This window comes from Pseudomonas sp. Sample_21 (assembly GCF_004307525.1).
GTDB classification, from domain to species: Bacteria; Pseudomonadota; Gammaproteobacteria; order Pseudomonadales; family Pseudomonadaceae; genus Aquipseudomonas; species Aquipseudomonas atacamensis.
This window is the reverse complement of record NZ_RCNZ01000102.1, coordinates 26,016-47,803: the sequence shown is the minus strand read 5'-3', so window position 1 is coordinate 47,803 and position 21,788 is coordinate 26,016. Positions and strand designations below refer to the sequence as shown.

Annotated in this window: 20 protein-coding genes and 1 pseudogene; 10 read left to right on the top strand and 11 right to left on the bottom strand. The window is 61.2% G+C overall.

Annotated elements, in window-relative coordinates; genetic code table 11:
- Positions 1–128 precede the first annotated feature (128 nt).
- From nagE to D8U71_RS19125, 7 genes and pseudogenes are all read right to left on the bottom strand, one after another.
- A complete protein-coding gene (gene nagE, locus D8U71_RS19160) occupies positions 129–1,844 on the bottom strand; it encodes an N-acetylglucosamine-specific PTS transporter subunit IIBC (protein WP_130888431.1) in 1,716 nt (571 codons plus the stop codon).
- A gap of 23 nt (positions 1,845–1,867) precedes the next feature.
- Positions 1,868–4,381 carry a phosphoenolpyruvate--protein phosphotransferase gene (gene ptsP / locus D8U71_RS19155; RefSeq protein WP_130888430.1) on the bottom strand — a complete coding sequence of 838 codons (2,514 nt, stop codon included), beginning with the start codon at positions 4,379–4,381 and terminating at the stop codon, positions 1,868–1,870.
- 146 nt (positions 4,382–4,527) lie between these two features.
- Positions 4,528–5,550, bottom strand: a complete 1,023-nt coding sequence (locus D8U71_RS19145; protein ID WP_110646986.1) for an SIS domain-containing protein — start codon at positions 5,548–5,550, stop codon at positions 4,528–4,530.
- The gene (gene nagA, locus D8U71_RS19140; protein ID WP_130888429.1) at positions 5,531–6,637 is read right to left on the bottom strand and encodes an N-acetylglucosamine-6-phosphate deacetylase; all 1,107 of its coding nucleotides are present in this window, start codon (positions 6,635–6,637) and stop codon (positions 5,531–5,533) included. Before nagA ends, D8U71_RS19145 begins: the two co-directional genes overlap by 20 nt.
- Before the next feature lie 24 nt (positions 6,638–6,661).
- A pseudogene (locus tag D8U71_RS19135) lies at positions 6,662–7,392 on the bottom strand (GntR family transcriptional regulator).
- Positions 7,393–7,673: 281 nt separating this feature from the next.
- Complete coding sequence (locus tag D8U71_RS19130; RefSeq protein ID WP_024011712.1) at positions 7,674–8,189, bottom strand: L,D-transpeptidase family protein; 516 nt, start codon at positions 8,187–8,189, stop codon at positions 7,674–7,676.
- Positions 8,190–8,265: 76 nt separating this feature from the next.
- Entirely contained in the window at positions 8,266–8,817 is a 552-nt protein-coding gene (locus D8U71_RS19125; protein WP_016771548.1) for an NUDIX hydrolase, read from the bottom strand.
- A gap of 147 nt (positions 8,818–8,964) precedes the next feature.
- On the opposite strand from D8U71_RS19125, the gene D8U71_RS19120 reads away from it, so the two are divergent.
- The 5 genes from D8U71_RS19120 to purT all read left to right on the top strand — a co-directional run bounded on the left by D8U71_RS19120 (position 8,965) and on the right by purT (position 12,244).
- Complete coding sequence (locus D8U71_RS19120) at positions 8,965–9,564, top strand: CoA pyrophosphatase (RefSeq protein WP_016771547.1); 600 nt, start codon at positions 8,965–8,967, stop codon at positions 9,562–9,564.
- 39 nt (positions 9,565–9,603) lie between these two features.
- Complete coding sequence (locus tag D8U71_RS19115) at positions 9,604–10,128, top strand: gamma carbonic anhydrase family protein (protein ID WP_130888428.1); 525 nt, start codon at positions 9,604–9,606, stop codon at positions 10,126–10,128.
- Positions 10,125–10,340, top strand: coding sequence for a DUF1289 domain-containing protein (locus tag D8U71_RS19110; RefSeq protein ID WP_039759143.1), 216 nt, complete (start codon positions 10,125–10,127; stop codon positions 10,338–10,340). Before D8U71_RS19115 ends, D8U71_RS19110 begins: the two co-directional genes overlap by 4 nt.
- A 154-nt stretch (positions 10,341–10,494) precedes the next feature.
- Positions 10,495–10,962, top strand: coding sequence for a VUT family protein (locus D8U71_RS19105; RefSeq protein ID WP_016771544.1), 468 nt, complete (start codon positions 10,495–10,497; stop codon positions 10,960–10,962).
- A 100-nt stretch (positions 10,963–11,062) separates the two neighbouring features.
- Positions 11,063–12,244 (top strand): formate-dependent phosphoribosylglycinamide formyltransferase, encoded by a 1,182-nt coding sequence (purT, locus tag D8U71_RS19100; RefSeq protein WP_024011715.1) that lies wholly within the window; start codon positions 11,063–11,065, stop codon positions 12,242–12,244.
- Between the two features lie 98 nt (positions 12,245–12,342).
- On the opposite strand, the gene D8U71_RS19095 is transcribed toward purT, so the two are convergent.
- The 3 genes from D8U71_RS19095 to ccsA form a co-directional block, all read right to left on the bottom strand.
- Complete coding sequence (locus D8U71_RS19095) at positions 12,343–13,659, bottom strand: MFS transporter (RefSeq protein ID WP_130888427.1); 1,317 nt, start codon at positions 13,657–13,659, stop codon at positions 12,343–12,345.
- Between the two features lie 232 nt (positions 13,660–13,891).
- Positions 13,892–15,133 carry a CNNM domain-containing protein gene (locus tag D8U71_RS19085; protein WP_130888426.1) on the bottom strand — a complete coding sequence of 414 codons (1,242 nt, stop codon included), beginning with the start codon at positions 15,131–15,133 and terminating at the stop codon, positions 13,892–13,894.
- A gap of 12 nt (positions 15,134–15,145) precedes the next feature.
- The gene (gene ccsA, locus D8U71_RS19080; RefSeq protein WP_016771539.1) at positions 15,146–15,958 is read right to left on the bottom strand and encodes a cytochrome c biogenesis protein CcsA; all 813 of its coding nucleotides are present in this window, start codon (positions 15,956–15,958) and stop codon (positions 15,146–15,148) included.
- Between the two features lie 210 nt (positions 15,959–16,168).
- Between ccsA and ffh the strand changes: the two genes are divergently transcribed.
- From ffh to rplS, 5 genes are all read left to right on the top strand, one after another.
- The gene (gene ffh / locus D8U71_RS19075; protein ID WP_007967791.1) at positions 16,169–17,545 is read left to right on the top strand and encodes a signal recognition particle protein; all 1,377 of its coding nucleotides are present in this window, start codon (positions 16,169–16,171) and stop codon (positions 17,543–17,545) included.
- 249 nt (positions 17,546–17,794) lie between these two features.
- The gene (rpsP, locus tag D8U71_RS19070; protein ID WP_003185073.1) at positions 17,795–18,046 is read left to right on the top strand and encodes a 30S ribosomal protein S16; all 252 of its coding nucleotides are present in this window, start codon (positions 17,795–17,797) and stop codon (positions 18,044–18,046) included.
- Between the two features lie 5 nt (positions 18,047–18,051).
- Positions 18,052–18,588, top strand: a complete 537-nt coding sequence (rimM, locus tag D8U71_RS19065; protein WP_016771538.1) for a ribosome maturation factor RimM — start codon at positions 18,052–18,054, stop codon at positions 18,586–18,588.
- A gap of 2 nt (positions 18,589–18,590) precedes the next feature.
- A complete protein-coding gene (gene trmD / locus D8U71_RS19060) occupies positions 18,591–19,343 on the top strand; it encodes a tRNA (guanosine(37)-N1)-methyltransferase TrmD (protein ID WP_130888425.1) in 753 nt (250 codons plus the stop codon).
- Between the two features lie 45 nt (positions 19,344–19,388).
- Positions 19,389–19,739 carry a 50S ribosomal protein L19 gene (gene rplS / locus D8U71_RS19055; protein ID WP_003175895.1) on the top strand — a complete coding sequence of 117 codons (351 nt, stop codon included), beginning with the start codon at positions 19,389–19,391 and terminating at the stop codon, positions 19,737–19,739.
- Positions 19,740–19,903: 164 nt separating this feature from the next.
- Here rplS and D8U71_RS19050 read toward each other — a convergent pair whose 3' ends face one another.
- A complete protein-coding gene (locus tag D8U71_RS19050; RefSeq protein ID WP_130888424.1) occupies positions 19,904–21,712 on the bottom strand; it encodes a sodium:proton antiporter in 1,809 nt (602 codons plus the stop codon).
- Positions 21,713–21,788 lie beyond the last annotated feature (76 nt).

Genomic DNA, 21,788 nt, shown 5'->3' with positions numbered 1-21,788 from the left:
GGCACGATTTCCATGCTGGGGATGAAGGGCCAGCATGGCGAGCGGGGCGTGGAGGAGGGTGGTATCCATGTATCGTGCGCGGGCCGGATTTTCCCCGCCCGCTCCAGCCCTCCCGCCACCGGCGCAGATCAAACCTGCGCGCTGACCTCCCCGCGACTCAGCAATGTCTCGATCGCCCCGCTCAAACTCGCGGCCTTGTCCCCCACCAGCAAATGCCAGACGCCGCCGTCCAACTGGCTGACACCCAAGCAGCCGAGCGCTTTGAGCTGCGCATCGGACAATGCCTTGGCATCGGCCAGTTGCAGGCGAATGCGGGTCATGGCGATGCAATCGAGTTGCAGCACATTGTCGCGACCGCCCAGTGCATCCAGCCATTGCTGCGCCTCGTTGCGGGTAAGCGCAACGCTCTTCGGCTCATCGGCAACCACTGCGGTTTCCACCAATGCTGTTCGGCCCAGCGCAGGCATGGCCAAGCGAATCTCATCGGCAATGCTGTCAGCAAGCGGCCCGACCACGACCTGCAAACTGCCGCCCTTGCCCGGGCGCACCACCGCCATCGCGCCCAGCGCTTTTAGTTCGGCATCCGAGGCTTTGTTGCGATCGACCATCTCCAGGCGCAGTCGGGTCGTGCAGGCGCCGACGGTGAGCAGATTCTCTGCGCCGCCCAGGGCTTTGATATACGCACTGGCGCGTTCGGTTTCCGAGAGCACGGCTTTTTCGGCGCTGGCGACGTCTTCGCGCCCCGGTGTCTTCAGATTGAAGCGGCGGATACAGAAGTCGAAGACCAGGTAATAGATGACCGCATAAGCCAGCCCGACCGGCACCACCAGCCAGCCATTGGTCGACTTGCCCCAGCCGAGAATCATGTCGATGAAGCCACCGGAAAAGGTGAAGCCCAGATGAATGTTCAAGCCGTTGGTGATCGCCATCGACAGCCCGGTCAGCAGCGCGTGCAGGAGGAACAGCAGCGGCGCGAGAAACATGAAGGCAAATTCGATTGGCTCGGTAACACCGGTGAGAAACGATGTCAGCGCCATCGACAGGAAGATCCCGCCCATCACCTTGCGCCGCTCCGGCAAAGCGTTGCGGTACATCGCCAGGCACGCGGCGGGCAGGCCGAAGATCATCATCGGGAACATGCCGGTCATGAACTGGCCGCCCTTCGGATCGCCGGCAAAATACCGCGACAGATCGCCGGTCACCAAGGCGCCCGTGGTCGGGTCGGTGAAGTTGCCGAAGACGAACCACGCCATGTTGTTGAGGATGTGGTGCAGGCCGGTGACGATCAGCAGGCGGTTGAACACGCCGAAGACGAAGGCGCCGATGCTGCCGCTTTCCATCATCAGCGCGCCGAACGCGTTGATGCCCTGCTGGATCGGCGGCCAGATATAGCCGAACAGCACGCCCAGACCCACCGCCGCGAACCCGGTGACAATCGGCACAAAACGCCGGCCACCGAAGAACGCCAGATACTCCGGCAACTTGATGTCCTTGAAGCGGTTGTACAGCGCACCGGCCATCAGGCCGCTGACGATCCCGGCGAGCATGCCCATGTTGATGGTCGAGTCGAGCACCTTGAGCGTGGAGATCATCACCAGATAACCGATCACCCCGGCCAGGCCGGCGGTGCCGTTGTTGTCCTTGGCGAAACCGACGGCGATGCCGATGGCAAAGATCATCGCCAGGTTGGCGAAGATCACTTGTCCGGCATCGTGAATGATCGCGATGTTCAACAGGTCCGTGTCGCCCAGGCGCAGCAGCAGGCCGGCAATCGGCAGGATCGCGATCGGCAGCATCAGCGCGCGGCCCAGGCGTTGCAGGCCTTCGATGAAGAGTTGGTACATGGCGTTTGTCCTTTTTGTTTTTGTTAGCGCAGAGGCCAATGTTGATGACAGGCGTGGCGAACGGCGGCGGCGCTGGACAGCTTGAGCAAGTCGCGGCTCAGGCGCTGACATTCGGCTTCATGCAACTGGCGTACGCGGTCCTTGATTTCACCGATCTGCACCGGGCTCACCGACAGTTCGGTGACGCCGAGGCCGATCAGCACCGGCGTGGCCAGCGGGTCGGAGGCGAGGGCGCCGCAGACACCGACCCAGCGCTTGTGCACCGCCGCGCCTTCGCAGGTCATGGCGATCAGACGCAGCAACGCCGGATGCAGGGCATCGACCCGCGCCGCCAGCCCGGCGTGATCGCGGTCCATGGCCAGGGTGTATTGCGACAGATCGTTGGTGCCGATCGAGAGAAAGTCGGCGTGTTCGGCCAGTTGTTCGGCTTGCAGCGCGGCGGCGGGGACTTCGATCATCACGCCGATTTCCGGGCGCTCGGTAATGCCCAGCTCAAGGCGCAAGGCATCGACGCGCTGGCGGATGTGCAGCAGTTCGTCGACCTCGGTGACCATCGGCAACAGAATCCGGCAACGCGACAACGGCTTGACCTGCAGCAGCGCGCGCAGTTGCTGATCGAGAATTTCCGGGCGCGCCTGGGCCAGCCGAATGCCGCGCAGACCGAGCACTGGGTTGGCCTCGGCGGGCAGCGGCAGGTAGTCGAGTTGCTTGTCGCCGCCGACGTCGATGGTGCGGATGATCACTGACTTGTCGCCCATGGCATCGATCACCGCTTGATAGGCGCTGCGCTGTTCTTCGACGTCCGGTGCCGTCTGGCGATCAACGAAGAGAAACTCGGTGCGCAACAGGCCGACGCCATCGGCACCGTTGGCAAAAGCGTCTGCTGCTTCGTTGCTTGAGGCGACATTGGCGACCACTTCGATGTGCACGCCATTGCGCGTTTCAGCGGGCAAATGGGCTTTGGCCTGTTGGCTTTCGCGACGCTGCTGACGCTCGATCTGCGCCTGTTGCACTTCGGCCAGGCGCTCGGCGTTTGGCGTCAATTCGAGACGACCGCCCTCAGCGTCGAGCACCACGGCCTGATCTTGCGGCTGCTCAAGCAATTGCGCGCCCAAAGCGACGATGCACGGCAGGCCTTTGCCGCGCGCCAGAATCGCTACGTGCGAGGTCGCGCCGCCCTCGGCCATGCACAACCCGGCGACACCTTGCGCGCTGAGTTGCAGCAGATCCGATGGCGTCAGTTCGTGGGCGGCAACAATGGCGCCGGCCGGCACCTGGTATTGCCAGGCCTCGCCAAGCAGGGCGCGCAGGACGCGTTGCTTGAGGTCGCGCAAATCGTTGGCACGTTCGGCCAGCAGCGGACTGCCGGTGCCTTGGAGCATGTCGCACTGGGTGTCGATCGACTGACTCCAGGCGTGCGTCGCAGCGGTGCCTTGTGCGATGAATTGATGCGCGGCGTCGAGCAGGGCCGGGTCTTCGAGCAGCGCCATGTGTGCAGCGAAGATCGCTTCTTCGTCGGCGTTCTTGTGCTTTTTCGCCTGGGCGAGGGTGGCGGCGATTTCGCTGCGCACCGCGTTCAATGCCGTTTCAAGCGTCTGCTGCTGTTGCACTGGATCGTGATGGCCCGTATCCGCCGGCAAGGTGATCGCGTTCAAGCGAAACAACGGCCCGGCGACCAGCCCTGGCGCGGCGCAAACACCATGCAACACCCCAGCCTCGGCCGGACGTTTCAGCGCGGCGGTGGTGGTCGGCGCTTGCCCGTGATGATCGTCCGGCAGCGCCGTGGCCAATGCGCTGAGCAGAGCTTGCAATGCGGCATCGGCGTCCGGCCCCTGACAACTGACCTGCACTTCATCCTGCTCACCAATGGCCAGCCCCATCAAACCGATCAGACTGTTGCACGGCGCCGATTTGCCGTTGAAGTGCAGCTGTGAGTGGCTGCTGAAACCCTGGGCGGTCTGGCGGATCAGCGCAGCGGGGCGCGCATGCAAGCCGCCGCGATGAGCAACCTGCACTTGACCACGAACCTCTGGCCCAGCGCTTATATCGGTATTCGCCGCGACAACATTGCGCGCGATGATGTGCAGCAACGGCTCGCCGACGTTCACCGCTTTGAGGGTGATCGGCCGCACCTGAAAATCCGCGCTGTTGGTCAGGATCAACAGGCTGACCAGGCTTTTGCAGTGCTGACCGACCTTGTCCAGGTCATAGCGCAGCAGCGGCTGGCCAAGGCTGACGCGATCGCTTTCCTTGACCAGCATGGCGAAACCTTCGCCGTTCAGTTCAACGGTGTCGAGGCCCAAATGCAGGAGGATTTCCGCACCGTTGTCGGCGCGAACGGTCACCGCGTGGCTGCTGCGCGCAACGTGGATGACCACGCCGGCGCAGGGCGAATACAGCGTGTCGTTGAGCGGGTCGATGGCGATGCCGTCGCCCATCGCGCCACTGGCGAATACCGCGTCCGGGACGTTGGCGAGCGTCAGCACCGGGCCGCTGAGCGGGGCGCTGAGGGTCAGCTCTTTATTGTTGTCGGGCATGGCTGGGTCTCATCAGTTGAATCTCGGTTCGATGTCCCCTGTAGGAGCTGCCGAAGGCTGCGATCTTTTGATCTTGTTTTTATGGGTCGAGATCAAAAGATCGCAGCCTTCGGCAGCTCCTACACGGGTACATCCGTCAGCAGTTGTCAGTGCGTGCGGGTCACTTTGCTCAAATGGCGCGGCTGATCCGGGTCCATGCCCCGCGCCACGGCCAGGCCTGCGGCCATCACGTAAAAGCTCTGGATCGCCAGAATCGGATCGAGGGCCGGGTGTTCGGCGCGGCTCAGGGTCAGGTCGCGTTCGCTGACGTCATCCGGCGCGGCGAGCAAGACCCGGGCGCCGCGCTGGCGCATTTCCGCCGCCAGGCTCAGCAGGCCGGCCTGCTCAGCGCCGCGTGGGGCGAAAACCAGCAGCGGATAGTGTTCGTCGATCAGTGCCATCGGGCCGTGACGGACTTCGGCACTGCTGAACGCTTCGGCCTGAATCGCCGAGGTTTCCTTGAACTTCAGCGCGGCTTCCTGAGCAATGGCGAAACCGGCGCCACGGCCGATCACCATCAGGCGCTCGCAATCGCGCAGGGCTTCGATGGCCACGCTCCAGTCCTGTTTCGCCGCTTCGCGCAGGCCTTCTGGCAGCGCGTCGTGGGCTTGCAGCAATTCGCTGTCCTCTTTCCAGTGCGCGATCAAACGCGCGCTGGCGCTGAGGGTGGCGATAAAGCTTTTGGTCGCAGCGACGCTGCTTTCAGTCCCGGCAAGCAGCGGCAGGCTGAATTCACAGGCCGCTTCGAGTGGCGAATCGGCAGCGTTAACCATCGACACGCTCAGCGCGCCACGCTTGCGCAACAGGCGCAGGCTGTTGACCAGATCCGGGCTCTGCCCCGACTGCGAAAACGCAAAGGCGACCTGACCGCTGACTTTCAGTGGCGCCTGCTGCATGGTCACCACCGACATCGGCAACGAGGCCACCGGCACGCCCAGTTGCTGCATGGTCAGGTAGGCGAAGTAGCTCGCCGCGTGGTCGGAGCTGCCACGGGCGACGGTCATCGCCACTTGCGGCGGCTGACGGCGCAGGCGCCCGGCGATCTCGATCATCGGCGCGTCGAGCTGTTGCAGTTGGGCTTGCACGGCCTCGAACGAGGACAGCGCCTCCTCAAGCATTTTTGAAGTCAATGTCTTCTCCTTCGACCATGACGGCGGTCAGTGTGAGTGAGCGATCGAGCCGCACGCAGTCGGCCCAGGCGCCGGGGGCAAGGCGCCCGCGTTCGGTGATGCCGAGGTAGTCGGCGGGAAATTGCGACAGACGCTGCGAGGCTTCGGCGATCGGCAGACCGATCTTGACCAGATTGCGCAGGGCCTGATCCATGGTCAGGGTGCTGCCGGCCAGCGTGCCGTCGGGCAGGCGCACGCCGCCCAGGCATTTGGTCACGGTGTGGCTGCCAAGCTTGTATTCACCGTCGGGCATGCCGGCGGCGGCGGTCGAATCAGTGACGCAGTACAGGCACGGGATCGAACGCAGGGCCACGCGAATGGCGCCGGGATGCACGTGCAACAGATCGGGAATCAGCTCGGCGTATTTGGCGTGCGCCAGTGCTGCGCCGACGATGCCCGGCTCGCGGTGATGCAGCGGGCTCATGGCGTTATAGAGGTGAGTGAAACTGCTGGCACCGGCAGCCAGCGCAGCGACGCCTTCCTCGTAGCTGCCGAGGGTGTGGCCGATCTGCATGCGGATGCCACGGCTGCTCAGCTCGCGAATCAATGCATCGTGACCGGCGATTTCCGGGGCAATGGTGATGACGCGGATCGGTGCCAGCGCCAGATATTCTTCGACTTCTGCCATCAACGCGGTGTGGGCGAAGTTCGGTTGAGCGCCGAGTTTTCCCGGGTTGATGTAAGGGCCTTCAAGGTGTACGCCAAGCACTCGCGCGGCGCCTTTCGGACGCTGTTTGCAGAATTCTCCTACCTCTTTCAAGACGCTGGAAATCTCCGCACTCGGCGCGGTCATGGTCGTGGCCAACAGCGAGGTGGTGCCAAAGCGCACGTGGGTTTTGCTGATGGTTTCGAAGGCTTCGGCGCCTTCCATAATGTCTTTGCCACCGCCGCCGTGCACATGCAGGTCGATGAAACCCGGCAGCAGATAGGGTAGATCGTTAGCCGCCGGATCGCAGGGCACGCCTTCGATCGACACGATCTTGCCGTGTTCGTGAATCAGCCGGCCGCGAACCCAGCCGCTGGCGGTGAGGATGTTGTCTTCGGACATTTTCGTTCTCGCTTGGGGTTGCGCTCAGCGGCGCAGCTCTGCAACAAAGTCGTAGTAGTCGTTGCGGCAATAGGTGTCGGTGACTTCGATCGGCGTGTTGTCTTCCAGATAGCCGACCCGGGTCATCAGCAGCATGGCGGTGCCGGGGGCGATGCCGACCAGCGCGGCGAATTCGTCCGAGGCGTTGATTGCCTGGATGTGCTGAAGGGCGCGGACGATCGGTTTGCCGATGCCGTCGAGGTATTCGTAAAGCGAATCGCCCACCGCTTGCGGCCTGGGCATGATCGACGCGGGCAGGGTGCTCATTTCGATCGCCATGACCGTGTCATCGGCTTTGCGCAGGCGTTTCATGCGCGCCACCTTGTCGTTCGGCGACAGGCCGAGGCGGATCAGTTCTTCGTGAGTTGGCAGGGTGATCTCCCGCTCCAGCCATTTCGAGCTCGGCACGAAACCTTTCAAGCGCAGCATTTCGCTGAAGCCGGACAGACGCGACAGCGGTTGTTCCAGGCGTGGGGTGATGAACGTGCCCGAGCCTTGCAGGCGGCGGATCAGGCCTTGCTCAAGCAAACTTCCAAAGCCTTGCGTGCGGTGACCCGGGAGATGCCGAGCTGGTCGCTGAGGTTGCGCTCGGACGGCATCGCCTGTTCGGCCTTCCACTGCCCGGCATGAATCGCCGCTTCCAGATTGCGCGCCAGTTGCAAGTACAGCGGCGTCGGCTGGGAGTCATCGGGGCGTAGGGTTTGAAGGTCGTTCATGTAGGTCGTTTCCGTCGCGAGTATAGGATTGTTGTGGCTCGCTTGTGCGACGGAAGCTAATACCACTTGAATACCATGTCAACGCGATGAAATGGCGTCTGGCCCAATGGATTGGCGGTTGTCAGGGGTCATGTTTAAAGTGGTATTAGTGGTGGACCATAAAAAGCAAAAGATCGCAGCCTGCGACAGCTTCTACAGTTGAGAGTGGTATCACCCCTGTAGGCGCCGTCGCAGGCTGCGATCTTTTGATTTATTTTTGTTGCGGTGACCAGCGGTCGAGTTTACGGACGAATCTCGATCATCGTGCCGTCCGGTACCAGATTCCACACTTCACGCATGTCGACGTTGCGCATGGCGATGCAGCCATCGGTCCAGTCGAGGGTGTGGAATAACTGCTCCGGATTGTCTGCTGAATCCGGGGTGCCGTGGATCATGATCATCCCGCCGGGCTCGACACCTTCACGGCGTGCGCGGGCGGCATCGCTGATGTTCGGGTAGGAGATGTGCATCGACAGGTTGAATTTGTCGCTGGTCTTGCGCCAGTCGATCCAATAGAAACCTTCGGGTGTGCGTTTGTCGCCCTCGATCAGTTTCGGGCCTTTCTTTGCACCCTTGCCCAAGGAGATGCGATAGGTCTTCAGCGGCTTGCCGTCGGCAATCAACTGCAGTTGGTGGGCCGATTTCAGTACCAGGACTTTTTCGATCAGCGGAGTGTTCGAGGGCGTCACGGTGGTCACGAATGACGCTTGCGAAACGCTGACGAACGACAGGCACAACAGGGCAAGCAACCAACGCATTGAAACGATTCCCCAAGAATGACGCAGACACATAGTGATAGATGCAGGTGTGGTTATCGGCAGGGTGCCGCGAAGCTCAAGTGATCGCCGGCTGCACCAGTGGCGGAATCGACTCCGAACGCACCGGGTAAACCTCGCTGCGCCGATCGGCAAAGAAACATTCCAGCGTGCGCCCGACCGTGCGGAAAGCCAGCTCGTCCCAGGGAATGTCGGCTTCTTCGAACAGCTGCACTTCAAGGCTTTCCGGCCCGGCCGCGTATTGCAGATCGGCCAGTTCGGCGCGGAAGAACACATGCACCTGGCTGATATGCGGCACGTCGATCAGCGTGTAGATGCTCAGGTTGCGCACCCGGGCGCAGGCTTCTTCGGCGGTTTCGCGGATGGCGGCCTGCTCGATGGTCTCGCCGTTTTCCATGAAGCCGGCAGGTAGCGTCCAGTAACCGAGACGGGGCTCGATGGCGCGGCGGCAGAGCAGCACTTTCGTCCCCCAGGTCGGCACGCAACCGGCGACGATATTGGGGTTCTGGTAGTGAATGGTCTGACAGCTGTCGCAGACAAATCGCAGCCGCGAGTCGCCTTCGGGAATGCGCTGGGTGACCGGGTTACCGCAGTGGCTGCAAAATTTCATGCTCGGGTTCCTGAATGCTGCGCCTATCTTGGCGTGCAGCGGGGCCGGTCGGCAAGTTGTCGTTTCGCGACACGACGGGTTTTGGGGGCTTGGGCGCTTGCTTTGATTGGTGCATGATGCGGAGCAAGGCACCGATCGAGAACACTCATGCTGGACGAGCTACTGCATAGGGTAAGCAACCACACACCGCGTACGCTGGAGACCGACGCACGTTTCCCCGAAGCCGCCGTGCTGGTGCCGATCACCCGCAGTGACGAACCGGAACTGGTCCTGACCCTGCGCGCCAGCGGGCTTTCGACCCATGGCGGCGAAGTTGCCTTCCCCGGAGGGCGACGCGACCCGGAAGATCCGGACCTCATATTCACCGCGCTGCGCGAAGCCGAAGAAGAGATCGGCCTGCCACCGGGCCTGGTCGAAGTCATCGGCCCGCTGAGTCCGCTGATCTCCCTGCACGGCATCAAGGTAACGCCGTATGTCGGGGTGATTCCCGACTTTGTCGAATACCAGCCCAATGATGCCGAGATCGCCGCCGTCTTCAGCGTGCCGCTGGAATTCTTCCGCAAGGACCCGCGTGAGCATACTCATCGCATCGATTATCAGGGCCGCAGTTGGTACGTGCCGAGCTATCGCTTCGGCGAGTACAAGATCTGGGGCCTGACGGCAATCATGATCGTCGAGTTGATCAACCTGCTCTATGACGCCAAAATCAGCCTGCACCGACCGCCGAAAAGCTTTATCGATACCTGAGCCGTCGTTCGAACGGCCGTGAGCCCTGAGGAAAACAAAATGAAATACCGCCTGGGCGACGCCCGTGTCGAAACCCATCCACAGAGCTGGGTCGCGCCCAATGCCGTGCTGGTGGGCAAGGTTCGCCTGGAAGAGGGCGCCAACGTCTGGTTCAACGCTGTGTTGCGCGGCGACAACGAACTGATCCTCGTCGGCAAGAACAGCAATGTGCAGGACGGTACGGTGATGCACACCGACATGGGCTATCCACTGACCATCGGTACCGGCGTGACCATCGGCCACAACGCGATGCTTCACGGTTGCACGGTCGGCGATTACAGCCTGATCGGTATCAACGCAGTGATTCTCAACGGCGCGAAGATCGGCAAGAACTGCATCATCGGCGCCAATTCGCTGATCGGCGAAGGCAAGGAAATTCCCGACGGTTCGCTGGTGATGGGCTCGCCGGGCAAGGTCGTGCGTGAACTGACCGAGGCGCAAAAGAATATGCTCGAAGCCAGCGCCGCGCACTATGTGCATAACTCGCAGCGTTACGCCCGCGATCTGGTCGAGCAGGAACAATGACGACTGTTGAACGACCAGTCGCCTCTCCCTGCGTGAATATCTGCGCGCTGGACGAAGATGATGTTTGCACCGGGTGCCAGCGCACGGTCGCGGAGATCACCCGCTGGGGCCGCATGAACAATGACGAGCGCCGCGTCGTGCTGGGGTTGTGTCATGAACGGGCGAAGGCGAGTGGATTGGTCTGGATGATTCCCGCGAAGTCAGGCGTCTGAACCACCGCTTTCGCGAGCAGGCTCGCTCCCACCTTGAAAATGCGTTCCACTGTGGGAGCGAGCCTGCTCGTGAAGACGTCGGTCCTGTCACCGCACCTATTGGCGCAATACCAGCGCTCAAGTAACCTGTGCGCCACATTTACAGGCCACCTCCATGATCTTCCTCATCGCCTACATCAGCAGCGTCGTGCTGATCAACTTCGCCTTTTCCACCGCACCGCACCTGGACATCATCTGGTCGGCCTGGGGCGGGCTGGTGTTCGTGCTGCGCGACATGGTGCAAACGCGCTTCGGTCATGGCGCGATCGTGGCGATGCTGGCGGCGCTGGTGCTCTCCTACATCACGTCCGACCCTTCCATCGCGCTGGCCAGCGCCACGGCGTTCGCGGTTTCCGAGTGCATCGACTGGCTGGTGTTCAGCATCACCAAGCGGCCGTTGCGTGATCGTCTGTGGATCAGTTCGGCGCTGAGCATTCCGCTGGATACCTTCATCTTTTTCGGCATGATCGACGCCTTGACGCCGCCGGTGATCATCACCGCGCTGGCCTCCAAGTTCGCCGGCGTTACCGCGGTCTGGCTGATCATGGCCTGGCGTGATCGCAAACAGGCTGTCGCCAGCTGAAGCCAAACCCTCGGGTTCATGTAAAATGCCGCGCTTTCTCCCCATGGAAAGCGCACCTGCGTGGCTTTCCTCGATGATCCGCTTCCTTTGAGGACCTGAGATGACCCGTATCGGAACTCCATTGTCGCCAACCGCGACCCGCGTATTGCTGTGTGGCTGTGGTGAGTTGGGCAAGGAAGTGGTAATCGAACTGCAGCGCCTGGGCGTTGAAGTGATTGCCGTCGACCGCTACGCCAACGCGCCGGCCATGCAAGTCGCCCATCGCAGCCACGTGATCAACATGCTCGACGGCGCTGCTCTGCGTGCAGTGATCGAAGCCGAGAAGCCGCACTTCATCGTGCCGGAAATCGAAGCCATCGCTACCGCCACGCTGGTCGAGCTGGAAGCCGAAGGCTTCACCGTGATTCCGACCGCGCGTGCGGCGCAGCTGACCATGAACCGCGAAGGTATTCGTCGTCTGGCTGCCGAAGAGCTGGACCTGCCGACCTCGCCGTACCACTTCGCCGACACCTTCGAGGACTACAGCAAAGCCGTTCAGGACCTGGGTTTCCCTTGCGTGGTCAAGCCGGTGATGAGTTCGTCGGGCAAGGGCCAGAGCCTGCTGCGCAGCGCCGATGACGTACAGAAAGCCTGGGATTACGCGCAAGAGGGCGGTCGCGCCGGCAAAGGTCGGGTGATCATCGAAGGCTTCATCGACTTTGACTACGAAATCACCCTGCTGACCGTGCGCCACATTGGCGGCACCACGTTCTGCGCACCGGTGGGGCACCGTCAGGAGAAGGGCGACTATCAGGAATCCTGGCAGCCGCAGGCCATGAGCCCGATTGCTCTGGCTGAATCCGAGCGCGTTGCCAAAGCAGTCACTGAAGCGCTGGGTGGCCGTGGTCTGTTCGGCGTCGAGCTGTTCATCAAAGGTGATCAGGTGTGGTTCAGCGAAGTGTCGCCACGGCCGCATGACACCGGTCTGGTCACGCTGATTTCCCAGGACCTGTCGCAATTCGCCCTGCATGCCCGCGCCATTCTCGGCCTGCCGGTGCCGCTGATCCGTCAGTTCGGCCCGTCGGCGTCGGCAGTGATTCTGGTGGAAGGGCAGTCGACCCAGACCGCATTTGCCAACCTGGGCGCTGCGTTGAGCGAGCCGGACACCGCGCTGCGTCTGTTCGGCAAGCCGGAAGTGAACGGTCAGCGCCGCATGGGCGTGGCGCTGGCCCGTGATGAGTCGATCGAGGCTGCACGTGCCAAGGCGACCCGTGCGTCGCAGGCGGTTGTTGTCGAGCTGTAAACCGAGTTGCGGCATACATTCGCGAGCAGGCTCGCTCCCACATTTGGAATGCATTTCCCTGTGGGAGCGAGCCTGCTCGCGAAGCTTTTTACCTTCCGTCAGGCAACCCGACTCAGATCGTTATTGCGCGTCTCCTTCAAGCACAGCACCGCAATCAGACTCAAAACCGCCGCCGCCGACACATACCCGCCGACATAGCTCAACCCGCCCATCGCCACCAGCTTCTGCGCAAAGAACGGCGCCGCCGAGGCTCCGACGATGCCGCCGAGGTTGTACGCCGCTGAAGCGCCGGTATAACGCACGTGGGTCGGAAACAGCTCAGGCAACAGCGCGCCCATCGGTGCGAATGTCACGCCCATCAAAAACAGCTCGATGCACAGAAACAGCGCCACGCCCCAGGTCGAGCCCTGCGTTAGCAATGGCTCCATGAGAAATCCGGACAGAATCGCCAGCACGCCACCGATGATCAGCACCGGTTTGCGCCCGTAACGGTCGCTGGCCCAGGCCGACAAAGGCGTCGCGGCGGCCATGAACAACACGGCAAAGCACAGCAGGCCAAGGAAAGTCTCGCGGCTGTAACCCAGCGTCGATACGCCATAGCTCAGGGAAAACACCGTCGAGATATAGAACAGTGCATAGCAGACCACCATCGCCGCCGCCCCGAGCAGGGTCGGCGCCCAGTATTGGCTGAACAACTCGACCAGCGGCACCTTGACTCGCTCCTGACGGGCGATCGCATTGGCGAACACTGGCGTTTCATGCAATTTCAGGCGCACATACAGGCCGACCATCACCAGCGCCGCACTGAGCAGAAACGGAATACGCCAGCCCCAACTGCGGAACTGTTCGTTATCCAAGGTCATGGCCAAGGTCAGGAACAGGCCGTTGGCAGCAAGAAAACCAATCGATGGCCCGAGCTGCGGGAACATGCCGAACCAGGCGCGTTTGCCCTTCGGTGCGTTTTCCGTGGCCAGCAGCGCTGCGCCACCCCATTCGCCGCCAAGGCCCAGGCCCTGACCGAAACGCAGCACACACAGCAGAATCGGCGCCCAGGCACCAATGCTGTCGTAGCCCGGCAACACGCCAATCAAGGTGGTGCACACGCCCATCAACAGCAGTGAGGCGACCAGCGTCGATTTACGGCCGATACGGTCGCCGAAGTGGCCAAACAGTGCCGAACCCAGTGGTCGGGCGAGGAAGGCAATGCCGAAAGTGAGAAAAGCGGAAAGCATCTGCGCGGTGCCGGAGGTCTGCGGAAAGAACACCGGCCCGATCACCAGCGCCGCAGCAGTGGCGTAAACGTAGAAGTCGTAGAACTCGATGGCGGTGCCGATGAAGCTTGCCGTGGCCACGCGGGTGGCGGAATTGGTCGGCTGGGCAGGCGCGGTTTCGCTGTAAGCGGTATGGGTCGTCATGCGGTGATCCCTGACAGTCATGAGCTCCAGTGGAGCGAATTATTATGGTCGAACACCCAGGGATGTGGGGTAGGGCGCGAGCGCTGTTTCGAGTAGGAACAGTCGTCGGTTTGCAGCGGAAACAGTCAGGATCCGGGCAGTGCCGGGTAGGCACAGGGATCGACGGCGCTTGGGTAAGCGCCTCGATTATAGGAAGGGGGCTAACGATCAAACAAGCGCAAACAATGCAGCTTTATCGAGCAGGCACCAGAGCAGGCACCGATGAGGTCAGCCAGATCAGCACCTTGCTCACCCGGTTCTCCTCGGTCTCGAGGATTTCCAGTCGATAACGCCCGATCTTCAGGCACACCGCGCTTTCCGGAATGGTTTCCAGCGCTTCGGTGACCAGGCCGTTGAGCGTCTTCGGCCCGTCGCTCGGCAGGTGCCAGCCCAGGCACTTGTTCAGGTCGCGGATCGATGCGGCGCCATCGATCACCATACGCCCGTCGGCTTGGGGATGGATGTGCGGGTTGTCGAGGCTGTGCTCGCTTTCGAATTCGCCGACGATCTCTTCGAGAATGTCTTCAAGGGTGACGATGCCCAGCACTTCACCGTACTCGTCCACGACCATGCCGAGACGGCGTTGCTGCTTGTGGAAGTTCAGCAGTTGCAGTTGCAGCGGCGTGCTTTCCGGGACGAAGTAAGGCTCGTAGCTGGCGGCCAGCAGTGCCTCGCGGGTCAATCCGCCGTTGCTCAGCAAATGGCCGATCTGGCGGGTGTTGAGCACCGCTTCGACCTGATTGATGTCACTGTGAAACACCGGCAGACGCGTGCGCTTGTTCTCGCGCAGTTGCTCGATGATCTCTTCGATCGAATCGTCGAGGTTGATGCCGTCGACGTCACTGCGCGGCACCAGAATGTCGTTGACCGTGATGTTGTCCAGCGCATGAATGCCCGACACCGGGTGGGTGCGGACCGGATGGTCGTGATCCTCATCGTGATCGGCCGGCAACTCGTCCTCGCTCTGTTGCACCACCTGAGCCTTGCGCGTGAACGGGGTCATCAACAAAGCGCTGACCCGGCTGAACAGCCACGCAAAGGGGTAGACGATTTTCATCGGCACGGTCAGCAGGGCATTGCCGAACGCCAGCACGGCATCCGGATAGCGCCGAGCCACGGTGCGCGGGAAATAATCGGCGAACACCAACAGGATGCCACCGGCGCCCAGGCACGCCGCCCACGGGCCGTTTTCTTCGCAGAGGAAAATCGCCAGCAACGTCGCGATGATCACTGCGAGGGCGCGGCACAGGGTGTTGCAGAGGATCAGGCTGTCGAGCGGGAAGCTCAGCTTCGCCAGCGGTTTATCGCTGGCGCGCGAGGCGATACGTTGCGCAAGCAGGTGCTGCTGCGCGATTTCGACGGCGGTAAACAGCCCTGACCATAAAATCAGCAGGACAAATACCGCGAGCATCGGCCCTATGGGCAAACCGTCCATTTATGCCGCCCGTCAGATGTGCAGAATGTATTCACGAACCAGTTTGCTGCCGAAGTACGCCAGCATCAGCAGGCAGAAACCGGCGAGGGTCCAGCGAATCGCCTTGTGGCCGCGCCAGCCCAGACGGTTGCGGCCCCACAACAGCACGCTGAAGACGATCCATGCCAGGCAGGCCAGCAGGGTCTTGTGCACCAAGTGCTGAGCGAACAGGTTCTCGACGAACAGCCAGCCGGAAATCAGCGATAGCGACAGTAGCGTCCAGCCGGCCCAGAGAAAGCCGAACAGCAGGCTTTCCATGGTTTGCAGGGGCGGGAAGTTCTTGATCAGCCCGGACGGGTGCTTGTGCTTGAGCTGATGGTCCTGAACCAGCAGCAGCAACGCCTGGAACACGGCGATGGTGAACATGCCGTAAGCGAGGATCGACAATAGAATGTGCGCGAGAATGCCAGGCTCTTCATCGATGATCTGCACCGTGCCGGTCGGAGCGAACTGCGCCAGCAATACCGTGATCGCGCCCAGCGGGAACAGCAGCACCAGCAGGTTTTCCACCGGGATCCGCGAACAGGCGAGCAGGGTCAGGGCGATTACCGCAGCAGCGATCAGACTGGACGCACTGAAAAAGTCCAGGCCAAGGCCGATCGGGGTCAATAGATGTGTAAGCAGGCTGGCGCCGTGGGCGAGCACGGCGAAGACGCCGAGGCTGACCAGCAGGCGCTTGTTCGCCTTGGCGCCGGTGGCCAGGCGGGTGCTTTGATAGACGGTCGCAGCGGCATAGAGCAGGGCGGCGGCGAGGGTGGTCAGCAAACTGGGTGACAAGGGGAGCATAAATCCTGTTAGGCGAGCCCGAAAGGCGCTGAGTTTGGCATAGAACCGCCACGGCACGAAAGACTCCCCAAGCTGACGGCGAGGTGTCCGCCGGCCGCAGTCTTCGCTATAATCCGCGACCTGCCCACGCCGCAGGCTCGCCGAGCACATGTTGATTCCGGTCTGGGCCGCCATTATCCCGGTTCGTACAGGGCCTGAAAGGATCGCGCAATGTTTGAAAACTTAACCGACCGTCTCTCGCAGACGCTGCGCCATGTCACCGGCAAGGCGAAGCTGACCGAGGACAATATCAAAGACACCCTGCGTGAAGTGCGCATGGCGTTGCTCGAAGCTGACGTCGCATTGCCGGTGGTCAAGGACTTCGTCAATTCGGTCAAGGAGCGCGCTGTCGGCACCGAGGTGTCGCGCAGCCTGACGCCGGGCCAGGCATTCGTGAAGATCGTCCAGGCCGAACTCGAAAGCCTGATGGGTGCGGCCAACGAAGACCTCAACCTGAGTGCCGTTCCGCCAGCCGTGATTCTGATGGCCGGTCTGCAGGGCGCGGGTAAAACCACCACCGCCGGCAAACTGGCGCGCTTTCTTAAAGAGCGCAAGAAGAAGTCGGTCATGGTCGTGTCTGCGGACATTTACCGTCCGGCCGCGATCAAGCAGTTGGAAACCCTGGCCAACGACATCGGCGTGACATTCTTCCCGTCCGACCTGAGCCAGAAGCCGGTCGACATCGCCAATGCGGCTATTAAAGAAGCAAAACTGAAATTCATCGACGTGGTCATCGTCGATACCGCCGGTCGTCTGCACATCGACGAAGAGATGATGGGCGAGATCAAGGCGCTGCACGCCGCGATCAACCCGGTCGAAACCCTGTTCGTGGTCGACGCCATGACCGGTCAGGACGCCGCCAACACGGCCAAGGCGTTCGGCGATGCGCTGCCGCTGACCGGTGTGATCCTGACCAAGGTCGACGGCGACGCCCGTGGCGGTGCCGCGCTGTCGGTGCGCGCCATCACCGGCAAGCCGATCAAGTTCATCGGTATGGGCGAGAAGAGCGAAGCGCTCGATCCGTTCCACCCTGAGCGTATCGCCTCGCGGATCCTCGGCATGGGCGACGTGCTCAGCCTGATCGAGCAGGCCGAAGCGACGCTGGACAAGGACAAGGCCGACAAACTGGCCAAGAAGCTGAAGAAGGGCAAGGGCTTCGACCTCGAAGACTTCCGCGATCAGCTGCAACAGATGAAGAACATGGGCGGCCTCGGCGGGCTCATGGACAAACTGCCGAGCATCGGCGGCGTCAACCTGTCGCAGATGGGCAATGCCCAGAACGCCGCAGAGAAGCAGTTCAAGCAGATGGAAGCCATCATCAATTCCATGACCCCGGCCGAGCGCCGCGACCCTGAGCTGATCAGCGGTTCGCGCAAGCGCCGGATCGCCATGGGTTCCGGCACGCAGGTGCAGGACATCGGCCGCTTGATCAAGCAGCACAAGCAGATGCAGAAGATGATGAAGAAATTCACCGCCAAGGGCGGTATGGCAAAAATGATGCGCGGCATGGGCGGTATGTTGCCCGGCGGCGGCATGCCGAAAATGTAAAGACTTCGCCGGTCGTCGCACCGGCGCAGACCCTGCAAGGACGCAGGATCAACAGCAAACCCGCACTCGGCGGGAGCTGACTGGCCGTTTTTATCGACGGCTCTCTATGCAAATCTGCACGGCATGCCATGGGCGCCGGAAAAAGTCATTTGCAAAAGTCCGGATATTCCTTAGAATATGCGGCCTTTCGGGCACCCATGCCCGCTGTGCATTTAGATTTGCAGCACCGACTACAGGAACGATGTTCACATGCTAACAATCCGTCTTGCCCTTGGCGGCTCCAAAAAGCGCCCGTTTTACCACCTGACCGTAACCGACTCGCGTAACCCGCGTGACGGCTCCCACAAAGAACAGGTTGGTTTCTTCAACCCTGTTGCCCGTGGTCAGGAAATCCGTCTGTCCGTGAACCAAGAGCGCGTTGCCTACTGGCTGAGCGTTGGTGCACAACCTTCTGAGCGCGTTGCTCAGTTGTTGAAGGAATCTGCCAAGGCTGCGGCCTGAGCAATATGAACGCGACGCCAGCCCCTGCCGATGATTTGATCGTTATTGGCAAAATTTATTCTGTTCATGGCGTTCGCGGCGAAGTGAAGGTTTATTCCTTTACTGATCCGACTGAAAACCTGTTGCAGTACAAAACCTGGACGCTCAAGCGCGAAGGCAATGTCAAACAGGTCGAGCTGGTCAGTGGACGCGGGAGCGACAAGTTCCTGGTCGCCAAGCTCAAGGGTCTCGATGATCGTGAAGAAGCTCGTCTTCTGGCCGGTTATGAGATCTGCGTGCCGCGCAACCTGTTCGCTGAATTGACCGAAGGCGAGTACTACTGGTACCAGCTGGAAGGTCTGAAGGTCATCGACACCCTTGGGCAACTGCTCGGGAAAATCGATCATCTTCTGGAAACCGGCGCCAATGATGTAATGGTCGTCAAGCCTTGCGCTGGCAGCCTGGATGATCGCGAACGCCTGTTGCCCTATACGGAGCAATGCGTGTTGGCCGTCGACCTGGAAGCGGGCGAGATGAAGGTGGATTGGGACGCGGACTTCTGAACGTGGCTAACTTGCGCGTAGAAGTGATCAGTTTGTTTCCCGAGATGTTTTCCGCCATTGGCGATTACGGCATCACCAGTCGTGCGGTCAAACAGGGGCTCTTGCACCTGACCTGTTGGAATCCGCGAGATTACACGACGGATCGGCATCACACTGTGGACGATCGCCCGTTTGGCGGTGGTCCGGGCATGGTGATGAAGATCAAGCCCCTGGAAGATGCGCTGGCTCAGGCCAAGGCAGCAGCCGGGGAGGCGGCGAAGGTGATTTACCTGTCCCCCCAAGGCCGTCAACTGACTCAGTCGGCGGTACGCGAGCTGGCACAATCGGATGCATTGATCCTGATTGCCGGCCGCTACGAAGGCATTGACGAGCGCTTTATTGAGGCTCATGTCGATGAAGAGTGGTCGATTGGCGACTATGTACTGTCTGGCGGCGAGCTGCCGGCCATGGTCCTGATCGATGCGGTTACACGACTGCTGCCTGGAGCTTTAGGGCATGCGGATTCCGCTGAGGAAGATTCCTTTACGGATGGTCTGCTGGATTGCCCGCACTACACCCGACCGGAGGTGTATGCGGATCAGCGTGTTCCCGACGTGTTGCTGAGTGGCAATCACGCGCATATCCGGCGTTGGCGTTTACAGCAGTCCCTTGGTCGGACCTATGAACGACGCGCCGATCTTCTGGAAAGCCGCTCGCTTTCTGGAGAAGAGAAGAAGCTGCTCGAGGAATACATCCGCGAGCGGGACGATAGTTAACAACGTATCGATGGTAGATCGAACGATTTACCTTAGGAGCACAGCATGACCAACAAAATCATCCTTGCACTCGAAGCAGAGCAGATGACCAAAGAAATCCCTACCTTCGCCCCAGGCGACACTATTGTCGTTCAGGTGAAAGTGAAGGAAGGCGATCGTTCCCGTCTGCAAGCGTTCGAAGGCGTTGTAATCGCCAAGCGTAACCGCGGCGTGAACAGTGCGTTCACCGTTCGTAAAATCTCCAACGGTGTTGGCGTAGAACGTACTTTCCAGACCTACTCCCCGCAGATCGACAGCATGGCTGTTAAACGTCGCGGTGACGTACGTAAAGCCAAGCTGTACTACCTGCGCGACCTGTCGGGTAAAGCAGCACGCATCAAGGAAAAACTGGCTTAAGCCCAGCTTCCGATGCAGAAAAAAGCAGCCTACGGGCTGCTTTTTTGTTGCCCGGGATTTGTGCTGCAAGGATCTTCAGTCTATCTGTGACCGAGTCGCGGCCTTCGCGAGCAGGCTCGCTCCCACAGAAGTCCGAATGTGGGGCCTGCTCGCGAATCGATCCATCAGGCGCTGGAACCTTGCGGTTGAATCAACGCCAGCAACGTCCACCCAGCCCCCGGTTTCAACGCCGTTTCCGGTGTCACCACATGCACCCAGCCGCTGTCATCACGCATGAACAGCAGCGTCGCGCGATTGCCGTGCAGCGCTTGGTAATCCTCCCAGCCGAAGCCGTCCGTCAATGTCGTGCTGTAAAGCTCCGCTCCCTGGCCCATCTGGCCGGCCAGTTTCGAATAGGTCAGTGCCTCACTGCCCAATTGATTGCCCCGGTGTTCCAGGCTTGCGCGGTGCTTGTCGCTGCGGCGGCTTTCATGGCCGCTCGCCAGACCGAACAGGCGCTGATGACCGAAGTCATGACGAAAGCGCATCGCCGCCAATGTGTTCAGCTCGCCCGACGGTGACAGTGCCAGCAAATGCCCCAACCCCACCAGGTCCAGATGCGCGTCGGCATGCTGCGACGCCGGGTTGCCGAAATAGGTCGGCAAGCCTTCCATGCGTGCCGCGCGGATATTCTCCCAGCTCGAATCGGTCAGCAGCACGCGACTGCCCAGCTGTTGCAGCGACTTGCCCAATTCACGGGCCGGGCCATTGGCACCAACGATCAGAAAACCGCTCGGCGCCGGTTCAGCGACCTTTAGCAGCCGTGCCAGCGGTCGCGCCGTTGCGCTTTGCAAAACCACGGTGCCGATGATTACCGCAAAGGTCAGCGGCACCAGGAGCAGGGCGCCTTCATGTCCGGATTCATCCAGGCGAATCGCGAAAATCGCCGAGACAGCCGCAGCGACGATTCCGCGCGGCGCGATCCAGCACAGCAACGCCCGTTCGCGCCAGCTGAGACTGGAACCGGCGGTGCTAAGCAAAACATTCAACGGACGGGCGATCAGCTGGATCACCAGCAGCAGAATCAACACCAACGGTCCCAGACCAAGCAAAGCGTTCAGATCCAGGCGCGCCGCGAGCAGGATGAACAGCCCGGAAATCAGCAACACGCTGAGGTTTTCCTTGAAGTGCAGGATGTGCCGCACGTCCACGCCTTTCATGTTGGCCAGCCACATGCCCATCAGCGTCACCGCCAGCAGGCCGGACTCATGCATCACCTGGTTGGCACCGATGAAGATCGCCAGCACGGCTGCCAGCGAGGCCAGGTTATGCAAGTATTCCGGCAGCCACTGACGTCGGATCACCGTCCCCAGCAGCCAACCCCCGACGACACCAAACACGGCGCCGCAGAGAATCACCCCGCCGAAGGTGAAGAGACTTTGCTTGAGGCCATGGCCTTCAGCGCTGGCGATGATGAAGCTGTATACCACCACCGCGAGCAGAGCGCCGATCGGATCGATGACGATGCCTTCCCAGCGCAGGATGTTGGCGATCGAGGCTTTTGGCCGCACCACCCGCAGCATCGGCACGATTACGGTCGGACCGGTGACCAGCGTCAGGCTGCCAAACAGAATCGCCAGCATCCAGTCGAAGCCCAGCAGAAAGTGCGTGGCGACCGCGATGACGATCCAGGTCGAAATCGCACCGAGGGTCACCAGTCGATGAACGACGCTGCCGATCTCTTTCCATTCCGACAGGTGCAGGGTCAGGCTGCCTTCGAACAGAATCAGCGCCACTGCCAGCGACACCAGTGGCATCAGCAGCGGGCCGAACATTTCCTGCGGGTCGAGCCAACCCAGCAGCGGGCCGGCCAAAATGCCGGTCAGCAGCAGAAACAGAATGGCCGGCAGCTTCAGGCGCCATGCCAGCCACTGACAACCCAGCGCCGCCGCGCCGATCCCGCCAAATGCCAAGAGAATTTGCTGCTCGTTCATTGATGCTCCCTGTTCCTTGATCTGGCTGGCTATGAAAGACTAGCGGCCATTCCCGTCGTTCACTGTCTATTTGCGC

What these genes read in the sequence shown, in the direction of transcription:
- D8U71_RS19050 (WP_130888424.1), bottom strand. Translation starts at nt 21,712, where the DNA reads ATGAACGAGCAGCAAATTCTCTTGGCATTTGGCGGGATCGGCGCGGCG.
- D8U71_RS19130 (WP_024011712.1), bottom strand. Translation starts at nt 8,189, where the DNA reads ATGCGTTGGTTGCTTGCCCTGTTGTGCCTGTCGTTCGTCAGCGTTTCG.
- D8U71_RS19120 (WP_016771547.1), top strand. Translation starts at nt 8,965, where the DNA reads ATGCTGGACGAGCTACTGCATAGGGTAAGCAACCACACACCGCGTACG.
- rplS (WP_003175895.1), top strand. Translation starts at nt 19,389, where the DNA reads ATGACCAACAAAATCATCCTTGCACTCGAAGCAGAGCAGATGACCAAA.
- ffh (WP_007967791.1), top strand. Translation starts at nt 16,169, where the DNA reads ATGTTTGAAAACTTAACCGACCGTCTCTCGCAGACGCTGCGCCATGTC.
- nagA (WP_130888429.1), bottom strand. Translation starts at nt 6,637, where the DNA reads ATGTCCGAAGACAACATCCTCACCGCCAGCGGCTGGGTTCGCGGCCGG.
- ptsP (WP_130888430.1), bottom strand. Translation starts at nt 4,381, where the DNA reads ATGCCCGACAACAATAAAGAGCTGACCCTCAGCGCCCCGCTCAGCGGC.
- D8U71_RS19105 (WP_016771544.1), top strand. Translation starts at nt 10,495, where the DNA reads ATGATCTTCCTCATCGCCTACATCAGCAGCGTCGTGCTGATCAACTTC.
- D8U71_RS19095 (WP_130888427.1), bottom strand. Translation starts at nt 13,659, where the DNA reads ATGACGACCCATACCGCTTACAGCGAAACCGCGCCTGCCCAGCCGACC.
- D8U71_RS19110 (WP_039759143.1), top strand. Translation starts at nt 10,125, where the DNA reads ATGACGACTGTTGAACGACCAGTCGCCTCTCCCTGCGTGAATATCTGC.
- D8U71_RS19085 (WP_130888426.1), bottom strand. Translation starts at nt 15,133, where the DNA reads ATGGACGGTTTGCCCATAGGGCCGATGCTCGCGGTATTTGTCCTGCTG.
- nagE (WP_130888431.1), bottom strand. Translation starts at nt 1,844, where the DNA reads ATGTACCAACTCTTCATCGAAGGCCTGCAACGCCTGGGCCGCGCGCTG.
- D8U71_RS19115 (WP_130888428.1), top strand. Translation starts at nt 9,604, where the DNA reads ATGAAATACCGCCTGGGCGACGCCCGTGTCGAAACCCATCCACAGAGC.
- purT (WP_024011715.1), top strand. Translation starts at nt 11,063, where the DNA reads ATGACCCGTATCGGAACTCCATTGTCGCCAACCGCGACCCGCGTATTG.
- ccsA (WP_016771539.1), bottom strand. Translation starts at nt 15,958, where the DNA reads ATGCTCCCCTTGTCACCCAGTTTGCTGACCACCCTCGCCGCCGCCCTG.
- rimM (WP_016771538.1), top strand. Translation starts at nt 18,052, where the DNA reads ATGAACGCGACGCCAGCCCCTGCCGATGATTTGATCGTTATTGGCAAA.
- rpsP (WP_003185073.1), top strand. Translation starts at nt 17,795, where the DNA reads ATGCTAACAATCCGTCTTGCCCTTGGCGGCTCCAAAAAGCGCCCGTTT.
- D8U71_RS19125 (WP_016771548.1), bottom strand. Translation starts at nt 8,817, where the DNA reads ATGAAATTTTGCAGCCACTGCGGTAACCCGGTCACCCAGCGCATTCCC.